Below are 25,974 nucleotides of genomic sequence, written 5' to 3' on the forward strand. Positions count from 1 at the left end.
GATGGCATCGGATGGAGCCTGAGAGTGCCTGCGGGTGCCGGGCCTGCCTTCCGCCGTCGGCCCGGCACCCGAGGTTTCGGGTCCGCCCCGTCAGCCGCCCGCAGGGCCTGCCGCGCTTGCAGTGCCGGCGAGTGCGTCGAGGTCGCTCTTGCGTACGCGGATCACCAACAGGGCGGTGACCAGGGCGAGTACGGCCATCGCGGCAGCGGGTATGAAGGCGGTCGAGATGCCCTCGGAGAGGACCTCGTGGCTCCAAGGGGCCGGGAGTTCGTGGGTCTTGGCGAATGCGGCCTTCTGTTCGGGCGAGGCATGCGCCATGAAGTCCTGCACCTGCTTCTCGGCTTCATTGCGGCTGGCGGTACCGAACACCGTGGTCAGGATGGAGAGGCCGAGCGAACCGCCGACCTGCTGTGTGGCGTTGAGCAGGCCGGATGCTGCGCCCGCTTCGTGAGGGGCGACTCCGGAGACCGCTGTCAGGGTCAGCGTCACGAAGTTCAGACCCATGCCGAAGCCGAACAGCAGCATCGGGCCGAGCACGCCACCGACGTACGAACTGTCCGGGCTGATCAGGGTCTGCCAGCCGAGTCCGACGGCGACGATGATCGAACCACTCACCATGAACGGCTTGGGACCGAGCACCGGAAGGAACTTTTGCGACAGGGCGGCGCCGACGGCGATCACGACCGTCACCGGCAGGAAGGCGAGGCCTGCTTCGATCGGGCTGTAGTCCAGGACGTTCTGCACGAAGAGCACGATGAAAAAGAACATGCCGAACATCGCCGCGGCCAGGCTCAGCATGATCACGTACGTGCCCGAACGGTTGCGGTCGGCGAACATCCTGAGTGGAGTGATCGGTTCCTTCGCCCGGTTCTCGACCAGCGCGAAGGCCAGGAGCAGGACGACCGCCGCTCCGAACGACGCCAGGGTGAGCCCGTCACGCCAGCCTTCCTCGGACGCGCGGATGAATCCGTAGACCAGGGAGGCCATGCCTGTCGTCGAGGTGAGCGCGCCAAGGAAGTCGAAGCGGCCAGGGTGGCGCTCGGATTCGTTGATGTAGAGCGGGGTGAGTACGGCGATCAGGATGCCGATGGGCACGTTCACGAACAGGACCCAGCGCCAGTTGAGCCACTCGGTGAGCATGCCGCCCGCGAGCAGGCCGATGGCTCCGCCACCCGCGGACACGGCGGCGAAAACGCCGAATGCCCGGTTCCGCTCCGGGCCTTCGGGGAAGGTCGTGGTGATGAGCGCCAGCGAGGTGGGAGACGCGATCGCACCGCCCACGCCCTGCAGGACGCGCGCGGCCAGCAACTGCCACGGCTCCTGGGCGAATCCGCCGAGGAGCGAGGCGAGGGTGAAAAGGAGGATGCCGGTCATGAAGACACGGCGACGGCCCAGGATGTCGCCCGCGCGGCCGCCGAGCAGCAGCAGGCCGCCAAAGGTGAGGGTGTAGGCACTGACGACCCAAGTGAGGTCGGTCGTCGAGAATTTGAGCGCGCCCTGAATGTGGGGCAGCGCGATGTTCACAATCGTCGCATCCAGGACCACCATGAGTTGGCAGGCCGCGATGACGGTGAGCGCTATGCCGGGGTGGCCTTCTCTGCGGGCGGCCCCGGGCTTCTGATCGTGCGTCAATTGAGAGGTGGTCATCATGATCCCCCGCAAGCGCCTTAGTGAACGGTTCCGTTCACTGTCTTGAATTACGGTAGTGACTCCCCCTCAGTGAACGCAAGCGTTCACTACGGCTTCCTCGTTCGCTCAACGGAGAGAAAAAGATGGTTACTTCGCGCTGGACGGCTGTTCCCGCTCGGACGGCTTCGCCGCGTCGCCGGGGGCCCGTCCTCGAGCGAGCCATCCTCGAGGCAGCCCTTGATCAGCTCAGTACGGTCGGCTGGAGCGGGCTGACCATGGAGGGCGTGGCCGCGGGCGCGCAGACGGGGAAGGCCGCGGTGTACCGCCGCTGGCCGTCCAAAGAAGATCTCGTCGTGCATGCGCTGCAGGCCGGACTGCCCCGGTTCGACAGTGTTCCGGACCTCGGAAGTGTCCGGGAAGATCTTCTTCAGTTGTGCAGGCAGATGCGCGAGACGATGTACTCGCGCCCCGGATTCGCCCTGCGTGCGGTGCTTCACGAATGCGACACGGCAACGGCTGAGCGCTTCCATGACGTGATCTTCGAAGGCGTCATCGAGCCGAGCGTGAAGCTGATCAAGGAGGTCGTGCGGCGCGGAATGGAGCGCGGAGAGGTGCGTTCCGGAGGGGGAGACTCTTATGTGTGTGATGTCATTCCGGCCATGCTCATGTACCGCTCCAAGGTGTGCGGGAGCGAATGGTCGGACGAGGAATTCGAGGCTCTGATCGACCAGGTGATGGTGCCGATGCTGCGTCGCTGAGGCGTCGGCCGCGCTGCTCCGGGCGAGCGGTGAAGGTGTCGGTCGGGGTCTCTCGCGGGAGGTGTCGGCGCGGGCTCCGGAGCGACTCGGCAAGCCTGGGTGTCGCAGGTGGCGTCCGGCGGCGTACGCTGTCTGGCGCCATGCCGTACGAAGCACCCACCCACACCGTCGAGCGCTCCCTGCGCGCCACCACCGGAGCGAAGATCGTCGCCGGTGTCGACGAAGTCGGGCGCGGCGCGTGGGCGGGCCCGGTCACCGTCTGTGCGGCGGTCACGGGACTGCGCAGGCCGCCCGAAGGGCTCACCGACTCCAAGCTGATCAGCCCCAAGCGGCGCACCGCGCTCGCGGAGGAGCTGGAGAGCTGGGTCACGGCGCATGCTCTCGGGCACGCTTCGCACGAGGAGATCGACGAACTGGGGATGACGGCCGCGCTGCGGCTCGCCGCGGTGCGTGCTCTGGAGGGGCTGCCGGTCCGGCCGGACGCGGTCATCCTCGACGGGAAGCACGACTACCTGGGGACTCCCTGGCAGGTTCGTACGGTGATCAAGGGCGACCAGTCCTGTATCGCCGTCGCCGCGGCTTCAGTGATCGCCAAGGTCCGGCGCGACAAAATGATGGCCGAACTGGGCATCGAACATGCAGACTTCGGTTTTGCGGCCAACGCCGGCTATCCGTCGCCGGTGCACAAGGCCGCGCTGGAGGAGCGGGGCCCCACCCCGTACCACCGGCTTTCGTGGGCGTATCTTGATGCGCTGCCCCAGTGGCGGCACCTCAAGAAGGCCCGCAGCTGGGCGGACGGAAAAGTTCCGGAAATCGAGGGTCAGCTCGGCTTTGAGTTCTGACGCTTTTCCGGCACTTCCGGTCGCACTCATGTGCCACCCGCCGACGCGAGTCGCATCGGCGTTTGATAGACAACACTTCATGCCTCTCATTCCCGAGGAGCCTCAGATTCACGAGAGTGCCCAGGGTCCCCGCGCCACGCCGGCCAGCGGCCGCACCGCGCCGACCCCCCGCCCCGTACCCGGCCCGCGTCCCGCGGCTCCGCCGCGTCCCGGCCGTCCGGGTCCTGCCCGGCCGATGCCTCCCGCGCAGCGCACGTCGCGCGACTCGGCCGCCAAGCCTGGGCCGTCCGCCCCGGCTGCTTCCGGTCCCTCTACTTCCGGTCCTTCCACCTCCGGAGCGTCCGCCGACGGTGCTGCCACCGCTTCGGTCCCGCAGATCCAGCTGATCCCGGCCTCGGTCGAGGGTGCGCTGGACGCGGCCGAAGAGGCCGTCGACCTGCTCCTCGACTCCGGGCGCGCGCCCGGAGACGTCCTGGTGATCACCACCGGCGAACCGCACCCGTGGGCCACGCATGAGCTGTCCTTCGGCGAGGCCGCCTACTGGGCTCAGCACGACGCGGGCGACGACGTCTTCTACGCCGACGCCGCCGCTCTCGCCCGTGCCGCGGCCCGTCCCGTGGTCGTCGTCGCCCTCAACGGCGGCAGCGAGGAGATCGCGGTCGGCGCCCTGCCGACGGCCCTCACCCGGGCAGGCGCCCTGCTGATCGTCTGCGGTGACCCGCAGCGGATCAACTCGATGCTGGGCGCGGGCGTCTGACGTCCGCATCCGGCAGCGGTTGTCCGCTGCCGGTCCTGGGGCGTCCGACGCATGTCGCGCGAGGCACGGCTGGTTCGGCCGCGCGCCGATCCGTGCTGTGCCGTGCGTGCGCTACCGCGCGGGCGGTGGTGCCGCCGCCAGTGGACGGTGGCGGCGAGCGGTGCCTCAGCGTGCCGCCGCGCGCCGCAGGACGTCCGAGGCCGCGCCTCCGGTGCGAACCGCCGGTGGATCGGTCTCGGTGAAGGACTCGGGTCGTGAATCGGCGCTCGGCCGCCGACCGCCGCGTCCCTCGCCCAGCACCTGCCAACCATCGCGGGTCAGCGTGATGTACGCGCCGCACCGCAGCCCGTGCAGCGTGCAGGCGTCCCGCAGGCCCCACATCCAGGCCCCGTCTTCCTGGGTCCAACGCGCGTCCCCGTCACGGCAGTAGAGCAGCACGGCGGTGCGTATCGGGGTGCGGCGCCGCAGATCGTGCGGGATGACCCGACGCAACTGCGTGAGCAGGGCGTTGCGGAACACCCAGCCGTCCGTCGCGGTCGCACGCCGACTGAACGAGGCGCTCGCCCTGAGGCGTTCGTCCGGATCCAGTACGGCGACGATGGCCGTCAGCGGGGTCGGCCGGTGGCGTGAGTGGAGGCCGCTCACGACTTCACGCGGGTTGCGCAGCAGGGGGATTCCCGCGGCGGACCACTCCGCGGGTTCGAGCATCCGGATCAGTCGCTGGGCGGAATCGGTGGACATCTCGGCCGACGTCGAGGACTCCGGCTTCGATGCCGCAGCGGACGGAGCGAATCCGAAGGTCACGGTCCTCCCTTCGGCTACGCGCCCATACTGCGGGCGGGGGTCGGACTGGGGGAGCGCACCGCGGCACAGCCCTACCGGACCGCGAGTAGCCGCGCGGGGAGCGGTTCCAATTCTTCCCGCCGTAGTGGCTTGCGGCAACGAGCAATCGAGACCTCACGCCGGTATCGGCCGATGCGCCGTCTATATCCCTGCCCAGCCCGCCGTACGTCGACGCGTGTCATCCCTGTACGGCCAGGACCAGCGGCAACACCCCCCTGGCTCCGGCGCGACGGAGCATCCGCGCGGCCACCGCGAGGGTCCAGCCGCTGTCGGTCAGGTCGTCCACGAGGAACACCGGTCCGTCCGCCTCCTGGAGCGCGGCGGCGAGCGCCGGAGGCACCGTCAGCGTGCCGTCGAGAGCGCGCAGGCGCTGTGCGCTGTTGCTCCTCGCCACGCGTGCGGACTCGGCCCCCGCGGCGTACTCGATGGACCCGAGAAGCGGAAGCCTGCCGATCTCGGAGATCCGCGAGCCCAGCGTCTGGATCAGCTGCGGCCGCGTGTGCGAGGCCATGGTCACCACGCCGACCGGGCGCGGCTGCGCCTCACTCCCGCCCGACGCCCAGCCGCCGGGCCCCTTCGCCCAGTCCGCGAGCACGCCCACCACGGCCTTCGCGACGTCGTCGGGCACCGGTCCGTCCGGGGCCTGCGGAGCGAGCATGGGGCGCAGCCGGTTGCCCCAGCCGATGTCGGAGAGCCGCCCCAAGGCCCGTCCGGGCGCTGCCTGTTCGCCCGCAGGGATGCGTCCCTTGAGGTCCATGCCGACCGCGGCCAGACCGGTGGGCCACATCCTTCGCGGCTCCACGTCGACCCCCGCGCGCCCGAGCTCGCCGCGCGCCGCGTCCAGGGCCGCAGGGGACACCTCATCGCCGAACCGTGCCTCCGCGCAGTTGTCACAACGCCCGCACGGTGCCGCCCCCTCGTCGTCCAACTGACGCCGCAGGAACTCCATGCGGCAGCCCGGTGTCGACGCGTACTCGCGCATCGCCTGCTGCTCCGCCTGCCGCTGCTTGGCTACCCAGGCGTACCGGTCGGTGTCGTACGCCCACGGCTCGCCCGTGGAGATCCAGCCGCCCTTGACGCGCTTGACCGCGCCGTCCACGTCGAGGACCTTGAGCATCGTCTCGAGCCGCGAGCGGCGGAGCTCGACCAGGGGCTCGAGGGCGGGCAGCGACAAGGGCCGGCCGGCCTGAGCCAGGGCGTCCAGGGTGCGTCGCACCTGCTCCTCGGGCGGGAAGGCGAGCGAGGCGAAGTAGTTCCAGATCGCCTCGTCCTCCTTGCCCGGCAGGAGCAGCACCTCGGCGTGGTCGACGCCACGGCCGGCGCGGCCCACCTGCTGGTAGTAGGCGATCGGCGACGAAGGGGAGCCGAGGTGGACCACGAAGCCCAGGTCGGGTTTGTCGAAGCCCATGCCGAGGGCGGAGGTGGCGACCAGGGCCTTCACGCGATTGGCGAGGAGGTCTTCCTCGGCCTGCTGACGGTCCGCGTTTTCCGTCTTTCCGGTGTAGGAGGTGACGGTGTGGCCGCACTGGCGCAGGTAGGCGGTCACTTCCTCGGCGGCGGCGACGGTGAGGGTGTAGATGATCCCGGAGCCCGGCAGGTCGTTGAGGTGGTCGGCAAGCCAGGCCAAACGGTGTGCGGCGTTGGGTAGTTGGAGCACGCTCAGGCTCAGGCTCTCGCGGTCGAGTGCGCCGCGCAGCACGAGTGCGTCCGTGCCGCCGCCGGTGCCGAGCTGCTCGGCGACGTCTGCCGTCACGCGTGCGTTGGCCGTCGCGGTGGTGGCCAGGACGGGGACATCGGGCGGCAGGTCGGCGAGCATGGTGCGCAGCCTGCGGTAGTCGGGCCGGAAGTCGTGGCCCCAGTCGGAGATGCAGTGCGCCTCGTCGACCACGAGCAGGCCGGTGGCGGCGGCGAGTTTGGGCAGCACCTGGTCGCGGAAGTCCGGGTTGTTCAGCCGCTCGGGGCTCACAAGCAGCACGTCGACCTCGCCCGCGGCGACCTCGGCCTGGATCGTCTCCCACTCCTCGGTGTTGGAGGAATTGATCGTGCGCGCGTGAATTCCGGCGCGGGCGGCCGACTCGACCTGGTTGCGCATGAGGGCGAGCAGCGGGGAGACGATCACGGTGGGGCCGCTGCCGCGCTCGCGCAGCAGCGCCGTGGCGACGAAGTACACGGCGGACTTGCCCCAGCCCGTGCGCTGCACGACCAGCGCCCGGCGCTTGTCGGCGACCAGTGCCTCGATGGCGCGCCACTGGTCCTCGCGCAGCCGGACGCCGCTCGACGAGGGTGTGTCGCCGGATGCGGGAGTGGGGCCGCCGACCAGGCGGGAGAGTACGGCGTCGGCCGCCGTGCGCAGCTCTTCGTTGCTCATGCCCCCATGCAACCCGATGGGTCGGACATTACGCGAACGAGGCCGCGAGGCTGTGGATAACTCTTGGCGTGCCCCTGATCGCAGTTATCCACAGGGTCAACCGGAGCGTTGTGATCCGCGGGAGAGTCGGCGCATGACGAATCACAGCGAAGCCATCGGTCCGACCGACCCCAGCGCATCGATCGACGAGCCCGTGGTCACTCTGCGCACCCCCGCCGAACTGGCGGACGCCCTGCCGTACTTGCTCGGATTCAAGCCCGAGAACAGCATCGTGCTCATCGCCCTGCACGGCGAGCGCGGGCAGTTCGGCGGGCGGGTGCGCCTCGGTGTTCCCGAGCGCGCGGAGGACTGGCCGTGCGTCGCGGACCAGCTGGCCCAGTGCCTGGTGGGCGGATGCGAGCGGAGGGGAGCCCGGCCCGACGGCATTGTTGCCTTCCTCTGCCAGGAACCCCGCAAGGGCGAGTCGGGGCAGCAGGTCGTGGCCCGCCTGCGGCCGCTGGCCCAGGTGCTGCGCACGGCGTGCGGCGCCCTCGACGTCCCCGTGATCGAAGTCGTGTGCATCACCGGGGGCCGCTTCTGGACGTACTGCTGCCCGGACACCCGATGCTGCCCGCCGGAGGGAATCCCCTTGCTCAGGCCGGGCACCTCGGTCCTGGCCGCCGCCGCGACCTACATGGGAGTCCAAGTGGGCGGCGCACAGAGCGAGATCAGGGCGCGGCTCGCGCCGTGGCAAACCGCTGCGGCTGTCGACCAGGAGCGTGCGCTCGACGCCGCCGGCCTCGCGCTCATCCCGAAGATGCTGGGCGAGGAGGGGCGCGACGTGGCCATCGGCACACTCGATCTGGCCCGTCGAATCATGGCGCGCCTGTCCGCCGCGCCGCCTCCAGCGTGCACGCTGGAGGCGGACAACAGGGACGATGAGCTGCTCGCGCACGACGAGGCGGCCGCATTGATCCTCGGCCTCCAGGTCAGGGCGACGCGGGATCGCGCGGCGGCGTGGATGGAGGGTGACGGCGCGCCTGCCGCGCTGCGACTGTGGCGGGCGCTGGCCCGTCGCTGCGTCGGTGCCTACGGAGAGCACGCTGCCGCGCCGCTTGCGCTCGCCGGGTGGGTTGCCTGGTCCCTCGGAGATCTCGGGGAGGGACAGGAGGCGCTGGAGATGGCGCTCCGCGCCGACCCGGGATATCTCTTCGCCCGGCTTCTGAGCCATGCCTGCAACGACGACCTCGATCCGGAGCCGATTCGACGCCTTCTGCGCAGGGGGAGCGACGATCAGGAATCCGAACTGCTCAGTGCTGAGGAGGTGTTGGGGATGGCGGCCGCCGAGCGTGCGGAGGTTCTGGGGTCCTCGGCGGCGGCAGAGGGCACGTCTCGTCGGCGCCGTCGCCGTTTGCCGCGTGCTGCCGGAGGCGGTGGTGGTCGGGGTTCGGGCGACACCTGGACTTCAAGCGGTCCGGGAACGGGGCCGCGCAACCGTCGTCGCACGATCCGGCGCGGCGCGAGGAACGGCCGATGAGCGCGCCGGTCCGGTGGTGGGCGAGGCAGGCAGCGCGGTTGTCGGCAGGCGTGGCGCTCATAGGACATTGGCTCCACACGGCCGCGGCACGCGTGGGGAGTTGGCGCCCTATGGTCGGCTTCCCGATGCGCGGGCGTGACTTGGAGCGGGTTCGGTCCGTTCACCTGAGTGGCGGTACCCGTGGCCGGGTCGCGCCGCCGCACCGCCTCCGATCCTCCGCAGCGCAGACGACGCAGTCGACGCAGACAACGCAGAAGAAGCCGCCCCATGTCTCTTTCCGCCCTGTCTCCTGTCTCCGGCAGAGAGGGTCCCCCACGGGCCGCGCCGGCCCCTGGGCGCCCGCCCAGTGGGCCGACGCCCGGTCCGGTGTCGCGCCGCACCGTGGAGCTCCCGCCTGCGCATGCCGCGCTGATCTGCGTCGCGCTGCCGGCCCTCGCGATCTCCACGGACCAGGGGCAGTTGACGGGGCGTGGGCTGGAGGGCTTCTACCGCGGGGGACGTCGGATCCTCTCGCGCTGCCACGTGCGGGTGGCCGGGCGCGAGCCGGTCGCGGTGCAGGCCCGGATGCTGTCGGCCGACAGCGCCCGCTTCATGGCGACCGTGTGCCTGCCGACGGACGGCGGCCCCGACCCGGAGGTCGTCGTCGAGCGGATCCGGTACGCGGACGGTACAGAACGGATCACGCTGCACAGCGCGGCCGGGCGCCACCTGAGGCTCCCCGTCGAGGTGTCACTCGGCACGGATCTGGCCGAGGTGGGCATGGTGGCCTCCGGCAGGGCCGGTCCCGAACTGCCCGCCAGCGTCCACGACTCCGGCATGCGGTGGTCGTCGGCCACGGGCCACTGCGTGGTCACGGCCAACCCGCCGCCCGAGGACGCCCTGGCATCGGCCGGACTGCTGCGCTGGGAGGTGGACCTGCCGCCCGGCGCCTCTCGGAGCGTCGAACTGCGGGTGCGGCCCGACGGCGCGGGACCCATCCGCGGGGTGGGGCACGGCACGACGCGCTCCGTTGCCGGAGCACGAGCCGTCGGCGACGATCCGAGGGTCCAGCCGCTTCTCCACCGGTCCGTCGAGGATCTCCAAGCGCTGTTGCTGCGTGACTCCGAGTGCCCGACCGACATGTACCCGGCCGCGGGAGCCCCCTGGCGCTGTGGACTCGCCCCGGCCGAGGCGCTGGCCGCCGCCCGCATGGCGCTGCCGCTGGGGACCCGGCTGGCCGCCGGGACGCTGCGCACCCTCGCGCGCAGCCAACTCGCGGGTCCGGGGCCGCGGTCGGGCATGATTCCGGGTCCGCTCCGGGACTCCGGACCGCACCTGCCGCCCGGCTGCACCGGCACGGAGGCGACGCTGCTCTTCCCGGTGCTCCTCGCGGAGGCCTGGCGTTGGGGGTTGCCTGCGCAGGAGGTCGAGGAATTGCTGCCCGCCGCGGAGAAGTGCTTGCGGTGGCTGTGCACCGCGGTCGGCGAAGGGGTGTTCCTGCCGGATGCGCACCCGGGCGGGTTGGCTCGCTGCGAGATCCAGGCGCATGCGCATCGGGCGGCCCTGCTGGGCGCCGACCTGCTCGACGCGCACGGCCGCACGGATACCGCAGGGCTGCGGCAGTGGGCGGAGCGTCTCCGATCCGGATTCCGTGAGGAGTTCTGGGCGGACGACCGTGCGGGCGGCAGGCCGGCCGCGGCCCGCCTGGCTGACGGACGGCTGCTGCCGCAGCTCACCTCGGGAGCCGCTCACCTTCTGGACACCGGCCTGCTGGGAGCGGGCGCGCTGGCGCCCGGGCTGCTCGACAAGGTCCAGACGGAACAGCTCGCCCGGCTGCTCGGCGGGCCCGCCATGGACTCCGGCTGGGGGTTGCGCAGCCTGGGCGCGAAGGAGGTCTCGTACAACCCGTTCGGGCATCGAGGCGGGGCGGTTCGTGTGCAGGAGACGGCGGTCGCCGTCGCGGGCCTGGCTGCCGCGGGGTACGAGAAGGAGGCGAGTTCACTCCTGCGGGGCGTGCTGGCGGCAGCCGAGTCCTTCGGGCATCGGCTGCCGGAGATGTACGCGGGGGAGCAGCGCACGGAGGGGGCGGTTCCGTTGCCTCATCCCGCTGCTTGTCGTCCGGCTGCCACCGCGGCGGCCGCCGGGGTGCACCTCCTCGTGGCGCTCGCCGGGATCCGCCCCGACGCGCCGACGGGCACGGTGACCCTGCGGCCGATCCGCAGCGCGCCGCTGGGGGAGCTGGGGCTTACGGCGCTGAGCGTCGCGGGCGGTCCGTTCTCGGTACGGGTGAGCCGGCTCGGCCTGGCCATGGTCGAGGAGGCAGCCGATGGGCTGCAGTTGGGGGCGTGACCCTGATGCGACCTGGGCGAGGGCCTGCCGTGGAGCGGTCGTCCGCGCCCGGTGAACCGAGCTGGGGAGGGCATGGCGAAGGAGGTGTTTATCGTCAGGCAGACGACTATGATCGCGTCATGTCGCCCTACGACCCGTCGGCCTTCGAGCCCTTCGCTGTCACCGTCGACCTGGTCGTGCTGACCGTGCGCCGTCACGCGCTCTGTGCGCTGGCCGTCCGGCGCGGTGAGCCGCCGTTCCAGGGACGTTGGGCGCTCCCCGGAGGATTCGTACGTCCCGATGAGGATCTGTCGGCCGCGGCCGCGCGTGAACTGATCGAGGAGACAGGCCTCTGCGCGCACGACCCGGACGCCCCGGCCCAGGCGAATGGGGCGCACCTCGAGCAGCTCGCCACCTACGGCGACCCCAAGCGCGATCCGCGGATGCGTGTGGTCAGCGTCGCGCACCTCGCCCTGGCTCCTGACCTGCCCGCGCCCCGGGCGGGCGGCGACGCGCACAGTGCGCGCTGGGCGCCGGTCGAGGCACTGCTCAAGCAGGGTGGTTACGGCAGAGAGGACGAACAGGCCGCGCCGCTCGCCTTCGATCACGCACAGATCCTGGCGGACGGCGTGGAGCGTGCCCGCTCCAAGATCGAGTACTCCTCGCTGGCCACGGCCTTCTGTCCGCCGGAGTTCACCGTGGGCGAGCTGCGACGCGTGTACGAGGCCGTCTGGGGCGTTGTCCTCGATCCTCGCAATTTCCATCGCAAGGTGACGGGCACGCCGGGCTTCCTCGTCCCCACCGGCGGCACGACCACCCGGCAGGGCGGCCGTCCTGCGCAGCTCTTCCGCGCGGGTGGCGCGACGCTGCTCAACCCGCCGATGCTGCGTCCCGAGGTCTGACGCCCGTGCTCGCTGCCACCTGCTGATCCGGTCGGTCCGGGCGGCCCGGGGACACCGGTGGCCCATGCCCTGCCCGAAAAGCCGGAAATGTCGCGTTATCTTGCTGAAGTACCCACGGGGTTCGTCCGTCCCCGATCCGGCGGACGGATCCCGGCCGCCGAGCGGTCGCACATCCTGCGAGAGAAGCGATGATCCAGGCCATCGGACTGACCAGCAATCCCCGCCAGGAGCTCCCGCCCGCCGTCGACGACGTGTCCTTCGAGGCACGCACCGGCCGTGTCACAGCGCTGCTCGGCGCCGAGGCAGCCGGCAAGACCACGGCGCTGCGGTTGATGCTCGAACTCCAACAGGGCCGCGGCATCACGTACTTCAGAGGCCGCCCACTGCACCGCATCGCCCATCCGTCGCGTGAGGTGGGCGTCCTCCTGGGAGACGTCCCTGGGCACCCGGCCCGCTCGGTCCGCGGGCATCTGCGCATGCTGTGCGCGGCCAGTGGAGTGCCCGTTCAACGTGCCGACGACGTCCTGGAGGTCGTCGGTCTCGTCAGCCTCCGGGATCAGCGTCTCGGCACGCTCTCGCGCGGCATGGACCGTCGTCTCGGATTGGGCTGCGCGTTGCTTGCCGACCCGCACACACTCGTCCTCGACGGGCCTGCCGACGGGCTTTCCGCCCGAGAAGGAGCGTGGCTGCACGGCATTCTGCGGGCCCATGCGCGCCAGGGCGGCACCGTCCTGTTCACCACGGACGACCCCAAGGAGGCCGCCAGGACCGCCGATCGCGTCGTCACGCTGGAGGCGGGGCGGCTCGTCGCCGACCAAGAGGTCGCGGACTTCGCGCGCACCAGGCTCCGCCCCCGGGTCGCCGTCCAGAGCCCGCACGCGGCCCGTCTCGGCGCGCTGCTGGCCAAGGAGGCACGCGCGGGACGGCGCTCTGTGGAGGTGGTCAAGGAGGACGGCAACAGGCTCTCCGTGTACGGCAGCAACTGTGCCGATGTGGGGGAGACCGCGTATCGGCACGGCATTCTCGTCCACCAACTCGCCGATGAGGTCGGGGATGCGGGGCCGTCGCCTTCGCTGGGCGCGAGAGGTGGGAGGGGTGCGGAATCCGGATCTGTGGGCTCCGGGGCCGGGGCCGAGTCGTCCGAGGGTGACGGCGAAGCACGTGCTGCAGCGCGATCGTCCGAAGATCGGGCCGCGGGGCAATTCGCAGGTCTGGCTGGAGGGCAGCTCAACGAGCCGTCCCGAGACGTGCCCGCAGGCCGGAGTGACGCCCGGCTTCAAGCCTCCGAAGACGCCGCGTCCGCAGACCAGGCCGAGATCGTGTTGACCCCACTGATCCCGCTCGAAGACACCGATGACGCGCCGCACGCCACCGCGCCCTCTCCCGCTCCCCAGGAGCCGGTGTCCTCCTTGCCACCCCCCATCACGGTCCGCCCGAGCCGCAGCCCTCTGCGGCCCCTGCGCTACGAGCTGCGTCGCGCCGTGGGCGTCGGCAGCGGCTATCTCACGGCGGCCGCCGTTGTCGCCGTCTCCGCCGTGCTCTGCGTCTTCCTGGCCAGGGCCGGTCACACGCCGCAGGCGCGCCTCCTCGCCGCGTGGCCCGAGGAACTCCCCTTGCCGCCCGCGGCTCTTGGTGCCGGACTGCTCGGCGCCCTCGCCTTCGGAGACGAGTTCCGCCACCCCGCCCTCGCCGCGGACCGGGGAACCGTCCCGCGCCGACTGGGACTGCTCGGCGCCAAGCTGGTCGTCGCCGCCGCCACGGCACTGCTGCTGTGCCTGCTCGCGGTGGCCTCCGACGCCGCGCTGCTCCACCTTGTATACGGAGAAGAGCTCACCAGAGTTCCCGCTGACTGGCTTTCGTTGAGCGCCAGTTGGCTGGCCCTGGTGACCGGCTGTGCGTGGGCGGGGGTGCTGGCCGCCGGCGTCTTCCGGTCCACCACCGCGGGGCTCGCCGCGGTGCTCGCGGTGCCGATCATCGTCGTACCCCTCGTACAGAAGGCCTTGGAGGGACCATCTGTGCGATCGGCGGCCGGGCTTCCGGCCAGGCTGCGCGACCTCGCGCTGGTGCAGTGGCCCTTCGGGGCCGAGCGATATCTGGCCGGTGGAGTCCGCATGATCGCCCAACCCGTGGGCAGTGCACTGATGTTGTCGCTGACCGCTCTGCTCTGCGCATATCTGCTCACGGCGATGCGCGGCAGGGTCCGTTGAGGACCGTCCGGCGCCTTCCGTTGCGGTGCTGTGCGCAACTCCCCGGATAACGCCCATTTCTTTCCGATAAGGCGTCAATTGCGGCGGGGTTAGCGATCACCCTTTCGTGTGCTTTTCACCAAAGACCTCAAGGGAGTTGGGGGCCACGCCGACAACTGATCCGTGAGTACCCTTGCGCACACCATGATGACCACCGCCCGCTCCGCCGACTCCGGTCTCGCAGGCCCGGGCGAACTCGACCGATACCCCTACGCCGAGGCCCCCGGCGGGGATCGCGTCGTCGCCCCCGTCTGGGACGGCGCCGACCAGGACCTGGGGCGTGTGGGCCGGCGCACCGCCGGCAGCCGCGGCCGTGGGCTGCACGGCCAACTCGTCCAGCAACTGGGTCAGATGATCGTCTCCGGTGACCTGGGCGCCGACCGCCCGCTCGTCCCCGAGGAGATCGGCCAGCGCTTCGAGGTCTCCCGCACCGTCGTACGCGAGTCCCTGCGCGTACTGGAGGCCAAGGGCCTGGTCAGCGCCCGGCCCAACGTCGGCACGCGCGTGCGCCCCGTCAGCGACTGGAACCTGCTCGACCCGGACATCATCGAGTGGCGGGCCTTCGGGCCGCAGCGCGACGACCAGCGCCGCGAGCTCGGTGAGCTGCGCTGGATGATCGAGCCGCTCGCCGCCCGTCTCGCCGCCGGGCACGGTCGTGAGGAGGTGCAGCAGCGCCTCGCGGACATGGTCGAGATCATGGGCCACGCGCTGGCTCAGGGTGACTCGATCACGTTCTCCCGCGCCGACGCGGAGTTCCACTCACTGCTCATCCAGGTCGCGGGCAACCGCATGCTGGAGCACCTGTCCGGCATCGTCTCGGCCGCCCTCCAGGTCTCGGGCGGGCCGATCACCGGCTGTGACCGCCCCAGTGAAGGCTCCCTCGTGCACCACTCCCGCATCGTCGACGCCCTCGCGGCGGGCGACGGATCCGGTGCCGAGGCCGCCATGCGGCAGCTGCTCACCGTCCACCCGGAGGTGGAGCGAGTAGTGCCCGCCCCTCGCGAGCACTGATCGCGTATCCGCGTCGGCGAGGCCGACGTGTGTGCGCCTCGCGGCATCGCTTCGTCGTCCCGTACGCCATCGACGATTCCTCTGCCGCGGCCTGTGTCGCCGGATCCCCGCGGGCTCCTCAGGAGCTCGGTGGGGATCCGGCGACACGAATGTGAGGGGTGCTGTGCAGGGCACCGTGGGACCATTCGTGCAGATGCGTCGGTCGCTTCTGACCGTATCTAGCCGTTTTTGAGCACTTACGGGGTGTGACTCGGGCCACGTAGATTGGGCGTAACGCTCCTAGGAGCAGCGCGATGACCTAAGAGGTGATAGCCGAGGAGGGAATACAGCGGTCGTTCGTGACGCTGTGCAGCTCCCCGGCTCCGCCCGCGCCGTCGGCCCAATCCCCAGCCGCCGGTCGTCGGCTCCGGTCCACAATGGACGGGGCCGGAAGTCGTTTTCCAACGTTCCGAGAGGTTGTTCGTGTCGGCCAGCACATCCCGTACGCTCCCGCCGGAGATCGCCGAATCCGTCTCTGTCATGGCGCTCATCGAGCGGGGAAAGGCTGATGGGCAGATCGCCGGCGATGACGTGCGTCGTGCCTTCGAAGCTGACCAGATTCCGGCCACTCAGTGGAAGAACGTTCTGCGCAGCCTCAACCAGATCCTCGAGGAAGAGGGTGTGACGCTGATGGTCAGTGCCGCGGAGCCCAAGCGCCCCCGCAAGAGCGTCGCAGCAAAGAGTCCGGCCAAGCGCACCGCGACCAAGACGGTCGCGGCCAAGACCGCCACGGTGAAGCCCACCGCCACTGCCGCCACTGAGGCGTCGACCGCGGACGGTGCCGCCGAGGACGCGCCCGCGAAGAAGGTCGCTGCCAAGAAGACGACGGCCAAGAAGGCCGTCGCAAAGAAGACCGCTGTCAAGAAGACGGCGGCCAAGAAGTCCGCTTCCAAGAAGGACGCCGACGAGCTCCTGGACGAAGAGGGCACCGAGGAGGCACCCGCCACCGGCAAGCCCGGCGAGGGCGAGCCGGCCGAGGAGGGCGCCCAGGGCTTCGTGCTCTCCGACGAGGATGAGGACGACGCGCCCGCGCAGCAGGTCGCCGCGGCCGGCGCCACCGCCGACCCCGTCAAGGACTACCTGAAGCAGATCGGCAAGGTCCCGCTCCTCAACGCCGAGCAGGAGGTCGAGCTCGCCAAGCGCATCGAGGCCGGCCTGTTCGCCGAGGACAAGCTGGCCAACGCCGACAAGCTCGCGCCGAAGCTCAAGCGCGAGCTGGAGATCATCGCCGAGGATGGCCGCCGGGCCAAGAACCACCTCCTGGAGGCCAACCTCCGTCTGGTGGTCTCGCTGGCCAAGCGCTACACCGGCCGCGGCATGCTCTTCCTGGACCTCATCCAGGAAGGCAACCTCGGTCTGATCCGCGCGGTCGAGAAGTTCGACTACACCAAGGGCTACAAGTTCTCCACGTACGCCACCTGGTGGATCCGTCAGGCGATCACCCGCGCGATGGCCGACCAGGCCCGCACCATCCGTATCCCGGTGCACATGGTCGAGGTCATCAACAAGCTGGCCCGCGTCCAGCGCCAGATGCTCCAGGACCTGGGCCGCGAGCCCACTCCGGAGGAGCTGGCCAAGGAACTCGACATGACCCCGGAGAAGGTCATCGAGGTCCAGAAGTACGGCCGTGAGCCGATCTCCCTCCACACCCCTCTGGGCGAGGACGGCGACAGCGAGTTCGGTGACCTCATCGAGGACTCCGAAGCGGTCGTGCCCGCCGACGCGGTCAGCTTCACGCTCCTCCAGGAGCAGCTGCACTCGGTCCTGGACACCCTGTCCGAGCGTGAGGCGGGCGTGGTCTCCATGCGCTTCGGTCTCACGGACGGCCAGCCCAAGACCCTCGACGAGATCGGCAAGGTCTACGGAGTGACGCGCGAGCGCATCCGCCAGATCGAGTCGAAGACGATGTCGAAGCTGCGTCACCCGTCGCGTTCGCAGGTGCTGCGCGACTACCTCGACTAGGCAGCGACAGCAGCCGGTGCACTCCACGGAAGGCCCGAAGTCTCCAGACAGGAGACTTCGGGCCTTCCGCGCGCGGGTGCGCGGTGTGCGGCACTGAATGACTCTGGGTATGCGATGGCAACCCAGAGTGAGGAGATCGCATGCGTCGTCCCTTCGCCCGAGTGTGGACGGGGGCACTGGCCCTGATGGCAGCTGCCGCCGCGCTGCCGTTGGCCTCCCCGGCCCCGGCGTCAGCCGACAGCGTGGTCATCGGGGGCGGTCCGGTGCAGGCGTCCGACAGTCCGTGGGCCGTGGCCCTCTCCAGCCGTGACCGGTTCGGGGGTACCCGGGCGGGGCAGTTCTGCGGCGGTGTGGTGATCGGGCGCTCGACGGTCCTGACCGCGGCGCACTGCGTGAGCGAGGAAGTGCTCGGCGTGCCGCTGAGTGAGGTCACGGACCTGAAGGTCATCGCGGGCCGCGGTGACCTGCGGGCGGCCGACGGTGCGGAGATCCCGGTGCGCGGCGTCTGGGTCAACCCGGAGTACGACAGCTACACGAACTCCGGCGACGTGGCGGCGCTGACCCTGGCCGAGCCGCTCCCTGAGGGCTATGTGATTCCCGTGGCAGGACGGGCGGACCCTGCGTACGAGGCGGGTACGGGTGCCGCCGTCTACGGCTGGGGAGACACCACGGGGTCGGGAAATTACGCCCGTACGCTCCGCTCGGCGCGGGTGCAGGTGCTGTCCGACGCCGTGTGCGAGGAGGCGTACCCGGGCAGTGCCGACGGGACGTACACGGCCGCCACGATGGTGTGTGCGGGCGAGATGGACGGTCGGCGGGATGCCTGCCAGGGGGACAGCGGAGGACCGCTGGTCGCGCACGGGCGGCTGATCGGGCTGGTGTCCTGGGGGAGCGGCTGCGGGCGTGCCGGGAGTCCCGGTGTGTATACGCGGCTTTCGGACGTTGCCAGAGTGATGCGTGTGTACGGCTGAAGCGGGTTCTGGTGCTGGACCGGCCGAGGAGGCCGGTCCAGGGCGCCCGAGAAGGGGCCCAGATGCCCGTGTAACGAGAGCGGGCGGCCGCCCCTACCTGTTGGTGGGGGCGGCCGCCCGTTCGCCGGCCTGTGTGCCGGTGCTGGCTCGTCGTGGATGCGAGGTGTCAGCGTTCCTCTTCGGTGGCGCTTTCGGGAACGGCGGTCAGGCGCTCCGTCTCGTCCTGTATCTCAGCGGCGATCTTCTTGAGTTCCGGCTCGAACTTGCGGCCGTGGTGGGCGCAGAAGAGCAGTTCACCGCCGCTCAACAGGACGACGCGCAGGTATGCCTGGGCGCCGCAGCGGTCGCAGCGATCAGCGGCCGTCAGGGGGCTCGCGGGGGTCAGAACAGTAGTCACGTCGCCTCTTCTCTAGCTCGACGAGCTGTCGTACCAGGGTCAACATCCAACCAGGCCGAAAACGTTCCCGCTCGTGGCTTTTCCTCGAAGTTTCTTTTCGAGGAGGTTGTCCGTTGCCGGTTGGCGGCGAATGTGCCGTATTGCGTCTCTTACGTGTCTTACGGTTTCGCGCTGGGTGTACAGGTCGGGTCCTCCCCGGCTGGCTTGCCGGTTGTTCATGAGGACGTGCCCGGAGCCTAAATGGTTCATGCCTCGAAGGGAACGTGACGTGCGCTTCACTCCATTGAGGGATCGAACACGTATGCGAGTCTGGACTAGTCTGAGTTGAGACGAGGGTGGCGTGACAACGGCTCTACCAGGCATCGGTACCCTCTGACCGGCAACCGAAGCCGCGTCCTTACCCCAAAGGACTCCCTTTGAAATTCAGCGAGGAGCGAACCGCGTGACCGCCGAGACGTCCGTGCCGTCCACAGCGTTGCTGACCGGAGCAGACCGGGACGGTTCCAACTACACCGCGCGGCACCTGCTCGTCCTGGAGGGGCTCGAGGCCGTCCGCAAGCGTCCGGGCATGTACATCGGGTCGACGGACAGTCGCGGCCTCATGCACTGCCTCTGGGAGATCATCGACAACTCCGTCGACGAGGCCCTGGGCGGGTACTGCGACCACATCGAGGTCATCCTCCACGACGACGCCTCCGTGGAGGTCCGGGACAACGGCCGAGGCATCCCGGTGGATGTCGAGCCCAAGACCGGACTCTCCGGAGTCGAGGTCGTCATGACCAAGCTGCACGCGGGCGGGAAGTTCGGCGGCGGCTCGTACGCCGCTTCCGGCGGTCTGCACGGAGTGGGCGCCTCCGTGGTGAACGCCCTCTCCGCGCGCCTCGACGTCGAGGTGGACCGCGCGGGGCACACCCACGCGATCAGCTTCCGGCGTGGCGTCCCGGGTGCCTTCGCCAAGCCGGGGCCCGAGGCGGCCTTCGACTCGTCGGCCAAGCTGAGCAAGGTCAAGAAGATCCCCAAGACCCGCACCGGCACGCGCGTGCGCTACTGGGCCGACCGCCAGATCTTCCTCAAGGACGCCAAGCTCTCGCTGGAGAACCTGCACCAGCGCGCCCGCCAGACCGCCTTCCTGGTGCCGGGTCTCACCATCGTCGTACGTGATGAGTTCGGCCTCGGCGAGGGCGGCACGAAGGGTGAGGAATCCTTCCGCTTCGACGGCGGCATCAGCGAGTTCTGCGAGTACCTGGCACAGGACAAGGCGGTCTGCGACGTCCTCCGCCTCTCCGGGCAGGGCACCTTCAAGGAGACGGTGCCGGTTCTGGACGACCACGGTCAGATGACGCCGACCGAGGTCACCCGGGAACTCGGAGTGGACGTGGCTCTGCGGTGGGGCACCGGGTACGACACGGTGATCAGGTCCTTCGTCAACATCATCGCCACGCCCAAGGGCGGCACCCATGTGACCGGTTTCGAGCGGTCGCTCACCAAGACGATGAACGAGGTGCTGCGCAGCCAGAAGCTGCTGCGGGTGGCCGAGGACGACATCGTCAAGGACGACGCCCTGGAGGGCCTCACAGCCGTCGTCACGGTCCGTCTTGCGGAGCCGCAGTTCGAGGGGCAGACCAAGGAGGTGCTCGGCACCTCGGCGGCCAATCGGATCGTCGCCAACGTGATCGCCAAGGAGTTGAAGGCATTCCTGGCCTCCACGAAGCGGGATGCGAGGGCGCAGGCCCGTGCTGTCATGGAGAAGGCCGTCGCGGCGGCCAGGACCCGGATCGCGGCCCGTCAGCACAAGGACGCCCAGCGTCGGAAGACCGCGCTGGAGTCCTCCTCGCTGCCCGCGAAGCTCGCCGACTGCCGCAGCGACGACGTGGAGCGCAGCGAGCTCTTCATCGTCGAGGGAGACTCCGCACTCGGCACGGCCAAGCTCGCCCGGAACTCCGAGTTCCAGGCCCTTCTGCCGATCCGCGGCAAGATCCTCAACGTTCAGAAGGCATCCGTTTCGGACATGCTCAAGAACGCCGAGTGCGGCGCGATCATCCAGGTCATAGGAGCGGGGTCCGGCCGGACCTTCGACATCGACGCGGCGCGCTACGGCAAGATCATTCTGCTCGTCGACGCCGACGTCGACGGCGCGCACATCCGCATCCTGCTGCTGACGCTGTTCCAGCGGTACATGCGGCCCATGGTTGAGGCGGGCCGGGTCTTTGCCGCCGTGCCGCCGTTGCACCGGATCGAGCTGATCCAGCCGAAGAAGGGCCAGGACAAGTACGTCTACACGTACTCGGACCGCGAACTGCGCGAGACGCTGCTTGAGTTCCAGCGCAAGGGCGTGCGGTACAAGGACTCCATCCAGCGTTACAAGGGTCTGGGCGAGATGGACGCCGACCAGCTGGCCGAGACCACCATGGACCCGCGGTATCGCACGCTGCGTCGGATCAACATCGGTGAGCTGGACTCGGCCGAGCAGGTCTTCGATCTGCTGATGGGCAACGACGTCGCGCCGCGCAAGGAGTTCATCACGAAGTCCGCGGCGACGCTGGACCGCTCGCGCATCGACGCGTGACGTGGGCCGGACTGCCGAGCCGGTCCGGTCCTCCGCGTAGTCCGACCCGTGCGCTCCACCCGTGGGTGGAGCGCACGGGTCCACCCATGTTCCACCCCTGCTCCGATCTCCCGACCAGGCGATTTCCGTAGCGTCGAAGGCGTCGATCCTCCTCGGATCGGCCTCGTCCTTCCTCGTCGTGCGGAGGCTGACATGTCCGGGCTCGCCAACGCTGTGGTGATCTGCGCCGTTGTGCTGCTGGTGATCGTGCGCCAGTTCAAGGCGCAGCCGATCGACACGGACCGGCGCTGGTGGCTGATACCGGCGGTCCTGGTCTTCATGGCCGTGCGCGAGCCCGATCTGATCGACCACCGGCACCAGGCGGTGTCCGTGGCGCTGCTCGTCGCCGAGCTGTTCGTCGGTCTGGCCATGGGAGTCGGCTGGGCGCGCACCTCGCACGTCTGGGCCGAGGCGGACGGCACCGTGTGGAGCAAGGGCACCAAGGCCACCGCGCTGGTCTGGGCCGTCGGAATCGGGCTCCGGCTCGGCCTGTTCGGGGTCGGCGTGATGCTGGACGTGCGCCAGGGCAGCGCCGCCCTGATGCTGGCGCTCGCGGCCACACTGCTGGTGCGCAGCGGGCTGCTCCTGCACCGGGCCGGTGCGGGACGCCGGACGTACGGTGTTGCCGACGCGGCGTACGAGCCCCTGCGGAAGGACCCCGTGTGACCTGGGACCGATGGACGAGATGGCCCTCGCGGGAGGCGCTCACCTGGGCGGGGCTGAGCCTTGCCAGGCTGTGGTTTGTCAGGGTCTTGCGCGTGGTGATCCTCGCCAGCCTGCTGTGGGACGCCTTCCACAAGGACCGGGGCTGGCATCTGGCGGCCGGGGTGACCGTGGTCGTGGCGGTCTCCCTCATCGGCTGGGCGTTCTTCCGGGTCTCGTTCGCCCATCGGCTGTGGCCTGCGTTGGCGCTGATGGCGCTGCTCCTGGGGGCCGCGTTCGTCGCGGAGCTCGGCGAGTGGAGGGTCCTCGCCGTGGTGCTGTGGTGCGGCTCGGCCGTCTCCGCCCTGGAGCGGTTGCCGCTGGTCGCGGGCGCCCCCTGCGTGCTCGCCGCGATGACCGGGTTCGCCGTGTACAACGACGACAGCTGGCTCGTCACGGCGCTCACCGTCGTGGGTCTCGTGCTGGCCGGATACACCCTGAGACTGGACGCCGAGGCGCGAGGGAACGCCCATCGGCTGCTGGCGCAGGAGCGGGCCGCGCGCGCCGCGGAGGCCGAGTCGGCCGCGCTCGCCGAGAGGGCCCGCATCGCGCGGGAGATCCATGACGTGCTCGCGCACAGCCTGTCCGCGCAGCTCGTCCACCTGGAGGCGGCGCGGCTGTTGATCGAGGGGGACGCGACCAGACAGCAGATCCTGGACCGGGTGGTGGCGGCGCGGACCATGGCGCGTGAGGGACTCGCCGAGACCAGACAGGCGCTCTCCGCGCTGCGGGGGGAGATGACCCCGGTCGAGGACTTCCTGCGCGAACTGGTTACGGCGGACCGCGCGTCGGTCACCGTGACGGGGGAGCGGCGTGCGCTGCCGGCCGAGGCGTCCCAGGCGGTGCGCAGAGTCGCGCAGGAGGCCCTGACGAACGTACGCAAGCACGCTCCGGGCGCGAAGGTGCAGGTGTGCCTGGAGTACGGAGAGAGTGAAGTGAGGCTGGATGTAAGGGATTCGGGTGGGCCTGCGGGGGAGCTGGCCGCTTCCGGAGCCGGGTACGGTCTGCTGGGAATGCGTGAGCGGGCCGAGCTGCTGGGTGGATCCCTGCAGGCAGGGCCGGGCGAGGAGGGCTTCGTGGTGACACTGAGGGTGCCGGGATGACAGTGGACGACGGCGCCGCCGGGACCGCGGGCGACGCAGCGGGAGAGACGAAAGCGGCCGGGGCGAAGCCGCCCGCGCGGGTGATCGTGGTCGACGACCAGACCGTGGTGCGCGAGGGCATCGTGATGCTGCTGGGGCTGCTGCCCGGTATCGAGGTGGTGGGGTCAGGGGGCGATGGCGAGGAGGCCGTCCGCCTGGTGGCCGAACTCGCCCCGGATGTGGTGCTGATGGACCTGCGCATGCCCCGCTGCGACGGTGCGGAGGCTACGCGGCGTATTCGTGCGGAGTATCCGGGGACGCAGGTCGTCGTGCTCACCACGTATGCCGACGACGACTCGCTGTTCCCCGCGCTCAAGGCGGGCGCGCGGGGATATCTCACCAAGGACGCGGGCGGGGACGAGATCGTGCGGGCCGTCGAGGACGTGCTGTCGGGAGACGCCGGGCTCTCGCCTGGCATCCAACGGCGGCTTCTGGAGCGGCTGTCGGAGCCGGATCCTGCCCCTGTGGCGGAGCCACCCGATGGGCTCACCGCGCGGGAGACCGAGGTGCTCGTGCTGATCGCGGAGGGGATGACGAATCACGAGATCGCCCGGGCCCTGCACGTCTCCACCGCGACGGTGAAGACCCATATCAACAACCTGTTCGCGAAGGCGGGCCTCAAGGACCGGGCGCAGGCCGTGCGTTACGCCTACAGGCACGGCCTCGCCAAGCCTCCGGGGAGGGCCCGCAGCTGAGGACCCTTCACCTGAAGGGGTGAAGAGCGCGGAGAGAAGAGTCAGGGATCTTCCTGTTCTGCCCATCCTTGGGCACGCGGCCGAACAAGGCGGCGGACAAGGAGAGTTCGGTGGAGAAGCACGACGGGCCCGACGCCGGGTCGGGTCGGGCGGGTGCGGGCCGGGGCCGGGTCGGTGATCCGAGGGATCCCTGGTACGACGCGCTCGCATCCGGTTGGGGGGAGTTGGACGGCACGGGCGCGCCGGCTTTCGAGGCGCCGCCCCGGGCCGCAGCTCAGCAGCCCGGCGCGAGCCCGGCCGACATCTACCTGGAGGTGCAGCGCAGCGACGCCTTCCAGGAAGTGCGCAGCCGGTATCGGCGGTTCGTGATCCCGGGTGTGGCCGTCTTCTTCACCTGGTACGTCGCGTACGTCGTGACCGCGACGACGGCGCCCGGGCTGATGGCGCGGCCGGTCACGGGTGCCGTGAATGTGGCGATGCTCGCGGGGCTCGGGCAGTTCCTCACGACGTTCCTGCTGACCTGGGCGTATGCCCGGCATGCGCGGCTGCGCCGGGATCGTGCGGCGCTCGATCTGCGCTGGGCCGTGTTCGAGCAGAAACGGGAGCAGGCGCGGGAGCAGGAGCAGCGGCGGGAGCGCGATGTGGCGTGGGAGCAGAGGGTGGAGCGATGAGAGGCGATCACCAGACGCTCGCGCTGCTGCTGTTCGGCGCGTTCGTGGCCGTCACCCTCGCGATCACGACATGGGTGAGCCGCAACCGGCACGGCTCGGCGGAGGAGTTCTACGCGGGCGGACGGCTCTTCTCGCCCATGGAGAATGGTTTTGCCATTGCGGGTGACTACATGTCGGCCGCCTCCTTTCTCGGTATTTCCGGGCTGATCGCGCTGTTTGGGTATGACGGGCTGCTCTACTCGGTCGGGTTTCTCGTGGCCTGGCTCGTGGTGCTGTTTCTGGTGGCCGAACTGGTGCGCAACTGCGGCCGGTTCACGCTCGCAGATGTCGTCGCGGCGCGGATGCGGGAGCGTCCCGTGCGGATCGCGGCGGGAACCTCCTCGGTGACCGTGTCCGTTCTCTATCTGGTGGCGCAGATGGTGGGGGCGGGATCGCTGGTCGCGCTGCTGCTCGGCGGGACGAGCGGGGCAGCGCGGGCCTGGACGGTGATCGGGGTCGGCGCGCTCATGGTGATCTATGTGTCGATGGGAGGGATGCGGGCCACCACCTGGATCCAGATCGTCAAGGCGGTCCTGCTGATGTGTGGCGCGATCGCGCTGACCGTGCTCGTCCTGGTGCGTTTTCACGGGGACTTCGACCAGCTGCTGCGGACCGCGGCCGAGCGCAGTGGCCAGGGGGACCGGTTCCTCGCGCCCGGACTGAAGTACGGCGGCGACTGGACCGCGCGGCTCGACTTCATCAGCCTCGGGCTCGCGCTCGTGCTCGGCACCGCCGGGCTGCCGCACATCCTCTCCCGCTTCTACACCGTGCCGACCGCGCGGGCCGCCCGTCGCTCGGTGGTCTGGTCGATCGGCCTCATCGGCAGCTTCTATCTGATGACGATCGTGCTCGGCTTCGGCGCGGCCGCCATCGTGGGGTCCGATGCGGTGCGCGGGTCAAATGCCGCGGGGAACACGGCAGTTCCGCTGCTGGCGCTCGATCTGGGCGGCGGTGCGGACTCCACAGGCGGAACGGTTCTGTTCGCGATCGTCGCCGCCGTCGCCTTCGCCACGATCCTCGCCGTCGTCGCCGGGATCACGCTCGCCTCGTCGGCGTCCGTGGCCCATGACCTGTATGCCTCCTTGCGGCGGCGCAATGCCAAGCCGCGCAGTGAGGTGGCGGTGGCGCGGGTCGCCGCGGCCGGGATCGGTGTGGTCGCCATCGGGCTCGGGCTGCTGGCCCGCGATCTCAATGTCGCGTTCCTGGTGGGCCTGGCCTTCGCGGTCGCGGCGTCCGCCAATCTGCCGGTGCTGCTCTACTCGCTGTTCTGGCGGAACTTCACCACGCGCGGCGCGGTGTGGTCGGTGTACGGGGGGCTGCTGCCCGCGCTCACCCTCGTCGTGCTGTCGCCTGTGGTCTCCGGAGGGCCGAACTCCCTTTTCCCGGGGGTGGATTTCCAGTACTTCCCCCTGGAGAACCCGGGGCTCGTCTCCATCCCGCTGGGCTTCCTCACCGGGTGGCTCGGCACCGTGACCTCGCGCGAGCCCGCGGACGAGGCCAAGCATGCGGAGACGGAAGTGCGGTCGCTGACTGGCGCCGGGGCGGCGTAACGATTCCCCCGAGGGGGCCGAT

The 25,974-nt window shown here is 70.2% G+C and carries 20 protein-coding genes; 16 read left to right on the plus strand and 4 right to left on the minus strand.

Going from position 1 to position 25,974, the window contains the following annotated elements; all coding sequences use genetic code 11:
- Positions 1-90: 90 nt before the first annotated feature.
- Positions 91-1,647, minus strand: a complete 1,557-nt coding sequence (locus tag ACFWZ2_RS33540; RefSeq protein WP_384552234.1) for an MFS transporter — start codon at positions 1,645-1,647, stop codon at positions 91-93.
- A gap of 125 nt (positions 1,648-1,772) precedes the next feature.
- Here ACFWZ2_RS33540 and ACFWZ2_RS33545 point away from each other — a divergent pair, with 125 nt between their 5' ends.
- The 3 genes from ACFWZ2_RS33545 (at position 1,773) to ACFWZ2_RS33555 (ending at position 3,986) form a co-directional block, all read left to right on the plus strand.
- Positions 1,773-2,387, plus strand: a complete 615-nt coding sequence (locus tag ACFWZ2_RS33545) for a TetR/AcrR family transcriptional regulator (RefSeq protein ID WP_384552168.1) — start codon at positions 1,773-1,775, stop codon at positions 2,385-2,387.
- 140 nt (positions 2,388-2,527) lie between these two features.
- A complete protein-coding gene (locus tag ACFWZ2_RS33550; protein WP_384552169.1) occupies positions 2,528-3,229 on the plus strand; it encodes a ribonuclease HII in 702 nt (233 codons plus the stop codon).
- 79 nt (positions 3,230-3,308) lie between these two features.
- The gene (locus tag ACFWZ2_RS33555) at positions 3,309-3,986 is read left to right on the plus strand and encodes a hypothetical protein (protein WP_384552171.1); all 678 of its coding nucleotides are present in this window, start codon (positions 3,309-3,311) and stop codon (positions 3,984-3,986) included.
- A 165-nt stretch (positions 3,987-4,151) separates the two neighbouring features.
- Here the strand turns inward: ACFWZ2_RS33555 and ACFWZ2_RS33560 are convergent, their stop codons facing one another.
- Complete coding sequence (locus ACFWZ2_RS33560) at positions 4,152-4,790, minus strand: hypothetical protein (protein ID WP_384552173.1); 639 nt, start codon at positions 4,788-4,790, stop codon at positions 4,152-4,154.
- A gap of 217 nt (positions 4,791-5,007) precedes the next feature.
- The gene (locus tag ACFWZ2_RS33565) at positions 5,008-7,197 is read right to left on the minus strand and encodes a RecQ family ATP-dependent DNA helicase (RefSeq protein ID WP_384552175.1); all 2,190 of its coding nucleotides are present in this window, start codon (positions 7,195-7,197) and stop codon (positions 5,008-5,010) included.
- 133 nt (positions 7,198-7,330) lie between these two features.
- Here ACFWZ2_RS33565 and ACFWZ2_RS33570 point away from each other — a divergent pair, with 133 nt between their 5' ends.
- The 7 genes from ACFWZ2_RS33570 (at position 7,331) to ACFWZ2_RS33600 (ending at position 18,151) form a co-directional block, all read left to right on the plus strand.
- Positions 7,331-8,713 (plus strand): DUF4192 domain-containing protein, encoded by a 1,383-nt coding sequence (locus tag ACFWZ2_RS33570; protein ID WP_384552177.1) that lies wholly within the window; start codon positions 7,331-7,333, stop codon positions 8,711-8,713.
- 267 nt (positions 8,714-8,980) lie between these two features.
- Positions 8,981-11,041 (plus strand): glycogen debranching N-terminal domain-containing protein, encoded by a 2,061-nt coding sequence (locus tag ACFWZ2_RS33575; protein WP_384552178.1) that lies wholly within the window; start codon positions 8,981-8,983, stop codon positions 11,039-11,041.
- Positions 11,042-11,160: 119 nt separating this feature from the next.
- Entirely contained in the window at positions 11,161-11,922 is a 762-nt protein-coding gene (locus ACFWZ2_RS33580) for an NUDIX domain-containing protein (RefSeq protein ID WP_384552180.1), read from the plus strand.
- Between the two features lie 188 nt (positions 11,923-12,110).
- Positions 12,111-14,129 (plus strand): ATP-binding cassette domain-containing protein, encoded by a 2,019-nt coding sequence (locus ACFWZ2_RS33585; protein ID WP_384552182.1) that lies wholly within the window; start codon positions 12,111-12,113, stop codon positions 14,127-14,129.
- Positions 14,130-14,291: 162 nt separating this feature from the next.
- Positions 14,292-15,179: a FadR/GntR family transcriptional regulator gene (locus tag ACFWZ2_RS33590; protein WP_384552184.1), complete on the plus strand. Its 888-nt coding sequence runs from the start codon at positions 14,292-14,294 to the stop codon at positions 15,177-15,179.
- Between the two features lie 456 nt (positions 15,180-15,635).
- A complete protein-coding gene (locus tag ACFWZ2_RS33595; RefSeq protein ID WP_384552186.1) occupies positions 15,636-17,180 on the plus strand; it encodes an RNA polymerase sigma factor in 1,545 nt (514 codons plus the stop codon).
- A 140-nt stretch (positions 17,181-17,320) separates the two neighbouring features.
- The gene (locus ACFWZ2_RS33600) at positions 17,321-18,151 is read left to right on the plus strand and encodes a S1 family peptidase (protein WP_384552188.1); all 831 of its coding nucleotides are present in this window, start codon (positions 17,321-17,323) and stop codon (positions 18,149-18,151) included.
- 166 nt (positions 18,152-18,317) lie between these two features.
- Here the strand turns inward: ACFWZ2_RS33600 and ACFWZ2_RS33605 are convergent, their stop codons facing one another.
- Positions 18,318-18,548 carry a hypothetical protein gene (locus tag ACFWZ2_RS33605; RefSeq protein ID WP_055544920.1) on the minus strand — a complete coding sequence of 77 codons (231 nt, stop codon included), beginning with the start codon at positions 18,546-18,548 and terminating at the stop codon, positions 18,318-18,320.
- Positions 18,549-18,990: 442 nt separating this feature from the next.
- On the opposite strand from ACFWZ2_RS33605, the gene ACFWZ2_RS33610 reads away from it, so the two are divergent.
- The 6 genes from ACFWZ2_RS33610 (at position 18,991) to ACFWZ2_RS33635 (ending at position 25,952) form a co-directional block, all read left to right on the plus strand.
- Entirely contained in the window at positions 18,991-21,114 is a 2,124-nt protein-coding gene (locus ACFWZ2_RS33610; RefSeq protein WP_384552190.1) for a type IIA DNA topoisomerase subunit B, read from the plus strand.
- A 192-nt stretch (positions 21,115-21,306) separates the two neighbouring features.
- On the plus strand, positions 21,307-21,819 hold the full coding sequence (locus ACFWZ2_RS33615; RefSeq protein WP_384552192.1) for a DUF1453 domain-containing protein: 513 nt from the start codon (positions 21,307-21,309) through the stop codon (positions 21,817-21,819).
- Complete coding sequence (locus tag ACFWZ2_RS33620) at positions 21,816-22,958, plus strand: sensor histidine kinase (protein ID WP_384552194.1); 1,143 nt, start codon at positions 21,816-21,818, stop codon at positions 22,956-22,958. Before ACFWZ2_RS33615 ends, ACFWZ2_RS33620 begins: the two co-directional genes overlap by 4 nt.
- Complete coding sequence (locus ACFWZ2_RS33625; RefSeq protein WP_384552196.1) at positions 22,955-23,692, plus strand: response regulator; 738 nt, start codon at positions 22,955-22,957, stop codon at positions 23,690-23,692. The genes ACFWZ2_RS33620 and ACFWZ2_RS33625 overlap by 4 nt, the downstream gene beginning before the upstream one ends.
- A 110-nt stretch (positions 23,693-23,802) precedes the next feature.
- Positions 23,803-24,363, plus strand: a complete 561-nt coding sequence (locus ACFWZ2_RS33630; RefSeq protein ID WP_384552198.1) for a DUF485 domain-containing protein — start codon at positions 23,803-23,805, stop codon at positions 24,361-24,363.
- Complete coding sequence (locus ACFWZ2_RS33635) at positions 24,360-25,952, plus strand: cation acetate symporter (protein WP_384552200.1); 1,593 nt, start codon at positions 24,360-24,362, stop codon at positions 25,950-25,952. The genes ACFWZ2_RS33630 and ACFWZ2_RS33635 overlap by 4 nt, the downstream gene beginning before the upstream one ends.
- Positions 25,953-25,974 lie beyond the last annotated feature (22 nt).

Origin of the sequence: Streptomyces sp. NPDC059002, from assembly GCF_042740435.1 — a bacterium.
GTDB lineage: Bacteria > Actinomycetota > Actinomycetes > Streptomycetales > Streptomycetaceae > Streptomyces.

Coding starts and splice junctions, on each gene's coding strand:
- ACFWZ2_RS33600 (WP_384552188.1), top strand. CDS start 17,321: ATGCGTCGTCCCTTCGCCCGAGTGTGGACGGGGGCACTGGCCCTGATG.
- ACFWZ2_RS33635 (WP_384552200.1), top strand. CDS start 24,360: ATGAGAGGCGATCACCAGACGCTCGCGCTGCTGCTGTTCGGCGCGTTC.
- ACFWZ2_RS33565 (WP_384552175.1), bottom strand. CDS start 7,197: ATGAGCAACGAAGAGCTGCGCACGGCGGCCGACGCCGTACTCTCCCGC.
- ACFWZ2_RS33570 (WP_384552177.1), top strand. CDS start 7,331: ATGACGAATCACAGCGAAGCCATCGGTCCGACCGACCCCAGCGCATCG.
- ACFWZ2_RS33555 (WP_384552171.1), top strand. CDS start 3,309: ATGCCTCTCATTCCCGAGGAGCCTCAGATTCACGAGAGTGCCCAGGGT.
- ACFWZ2_RS33580 (WP_384552180.1), top strand. CDS start 11,161: ATGTCGCCCTACGACCCGTCGGCCTTCGAGCCCTTCGCTGTCACCGTC.
- ACFWZ2_RS33625 (WP_384552196.1), top strand. CDS start 22,955: ATGACAGTGGACGACGGCGCCGCCGGGACCGCGGGCGACGCAGCGGGA.
- ACFWZ2_RS33540 (WP_384552234.1), bottom strand. CDS start 1,647: ATGACCACCTCTCAATTGACGCACGATCAGAAGCCCGGGGCCGCCCGC.
- ACFWZ2_RS33585 (WP_384552182.1), top strand. CDS start 12,111: ATGATCCAGGCCATCGGACTGACCAGCAATCCCCGCCAGGAGCTCCCG.
- ACFWZ2_RS33575 (WP_384552178.1), top strand. CDS start 8,981: ATGTCTCTTTCCGCCCTGTCTCCTGTCTCCGGCAGAGAGGGTCCCCCA.
- ACFWZ2_RS33545 (WP_384552168.1), top strand. CDS start 1,773: ATGGTTACTTCGCGCTGGACGGCTGTTCCCGCTCGGACGGCTTCGCCG.
- ACFWZ2_RS33550 (WP_384552169.1), top strand. CDS start 2,528: ATGCCGTACGAAGCACCCACCCACACCGTCGAGCGCTCCCTGCGCGCC.
- ACFWZ2_RS33615 (WP_384552192.1), top strand. CDS start 21,307: ATGTCCGGGCTCGCCAACGCTGTGGTGATCTGCGCCGTTGTGCTGCTG.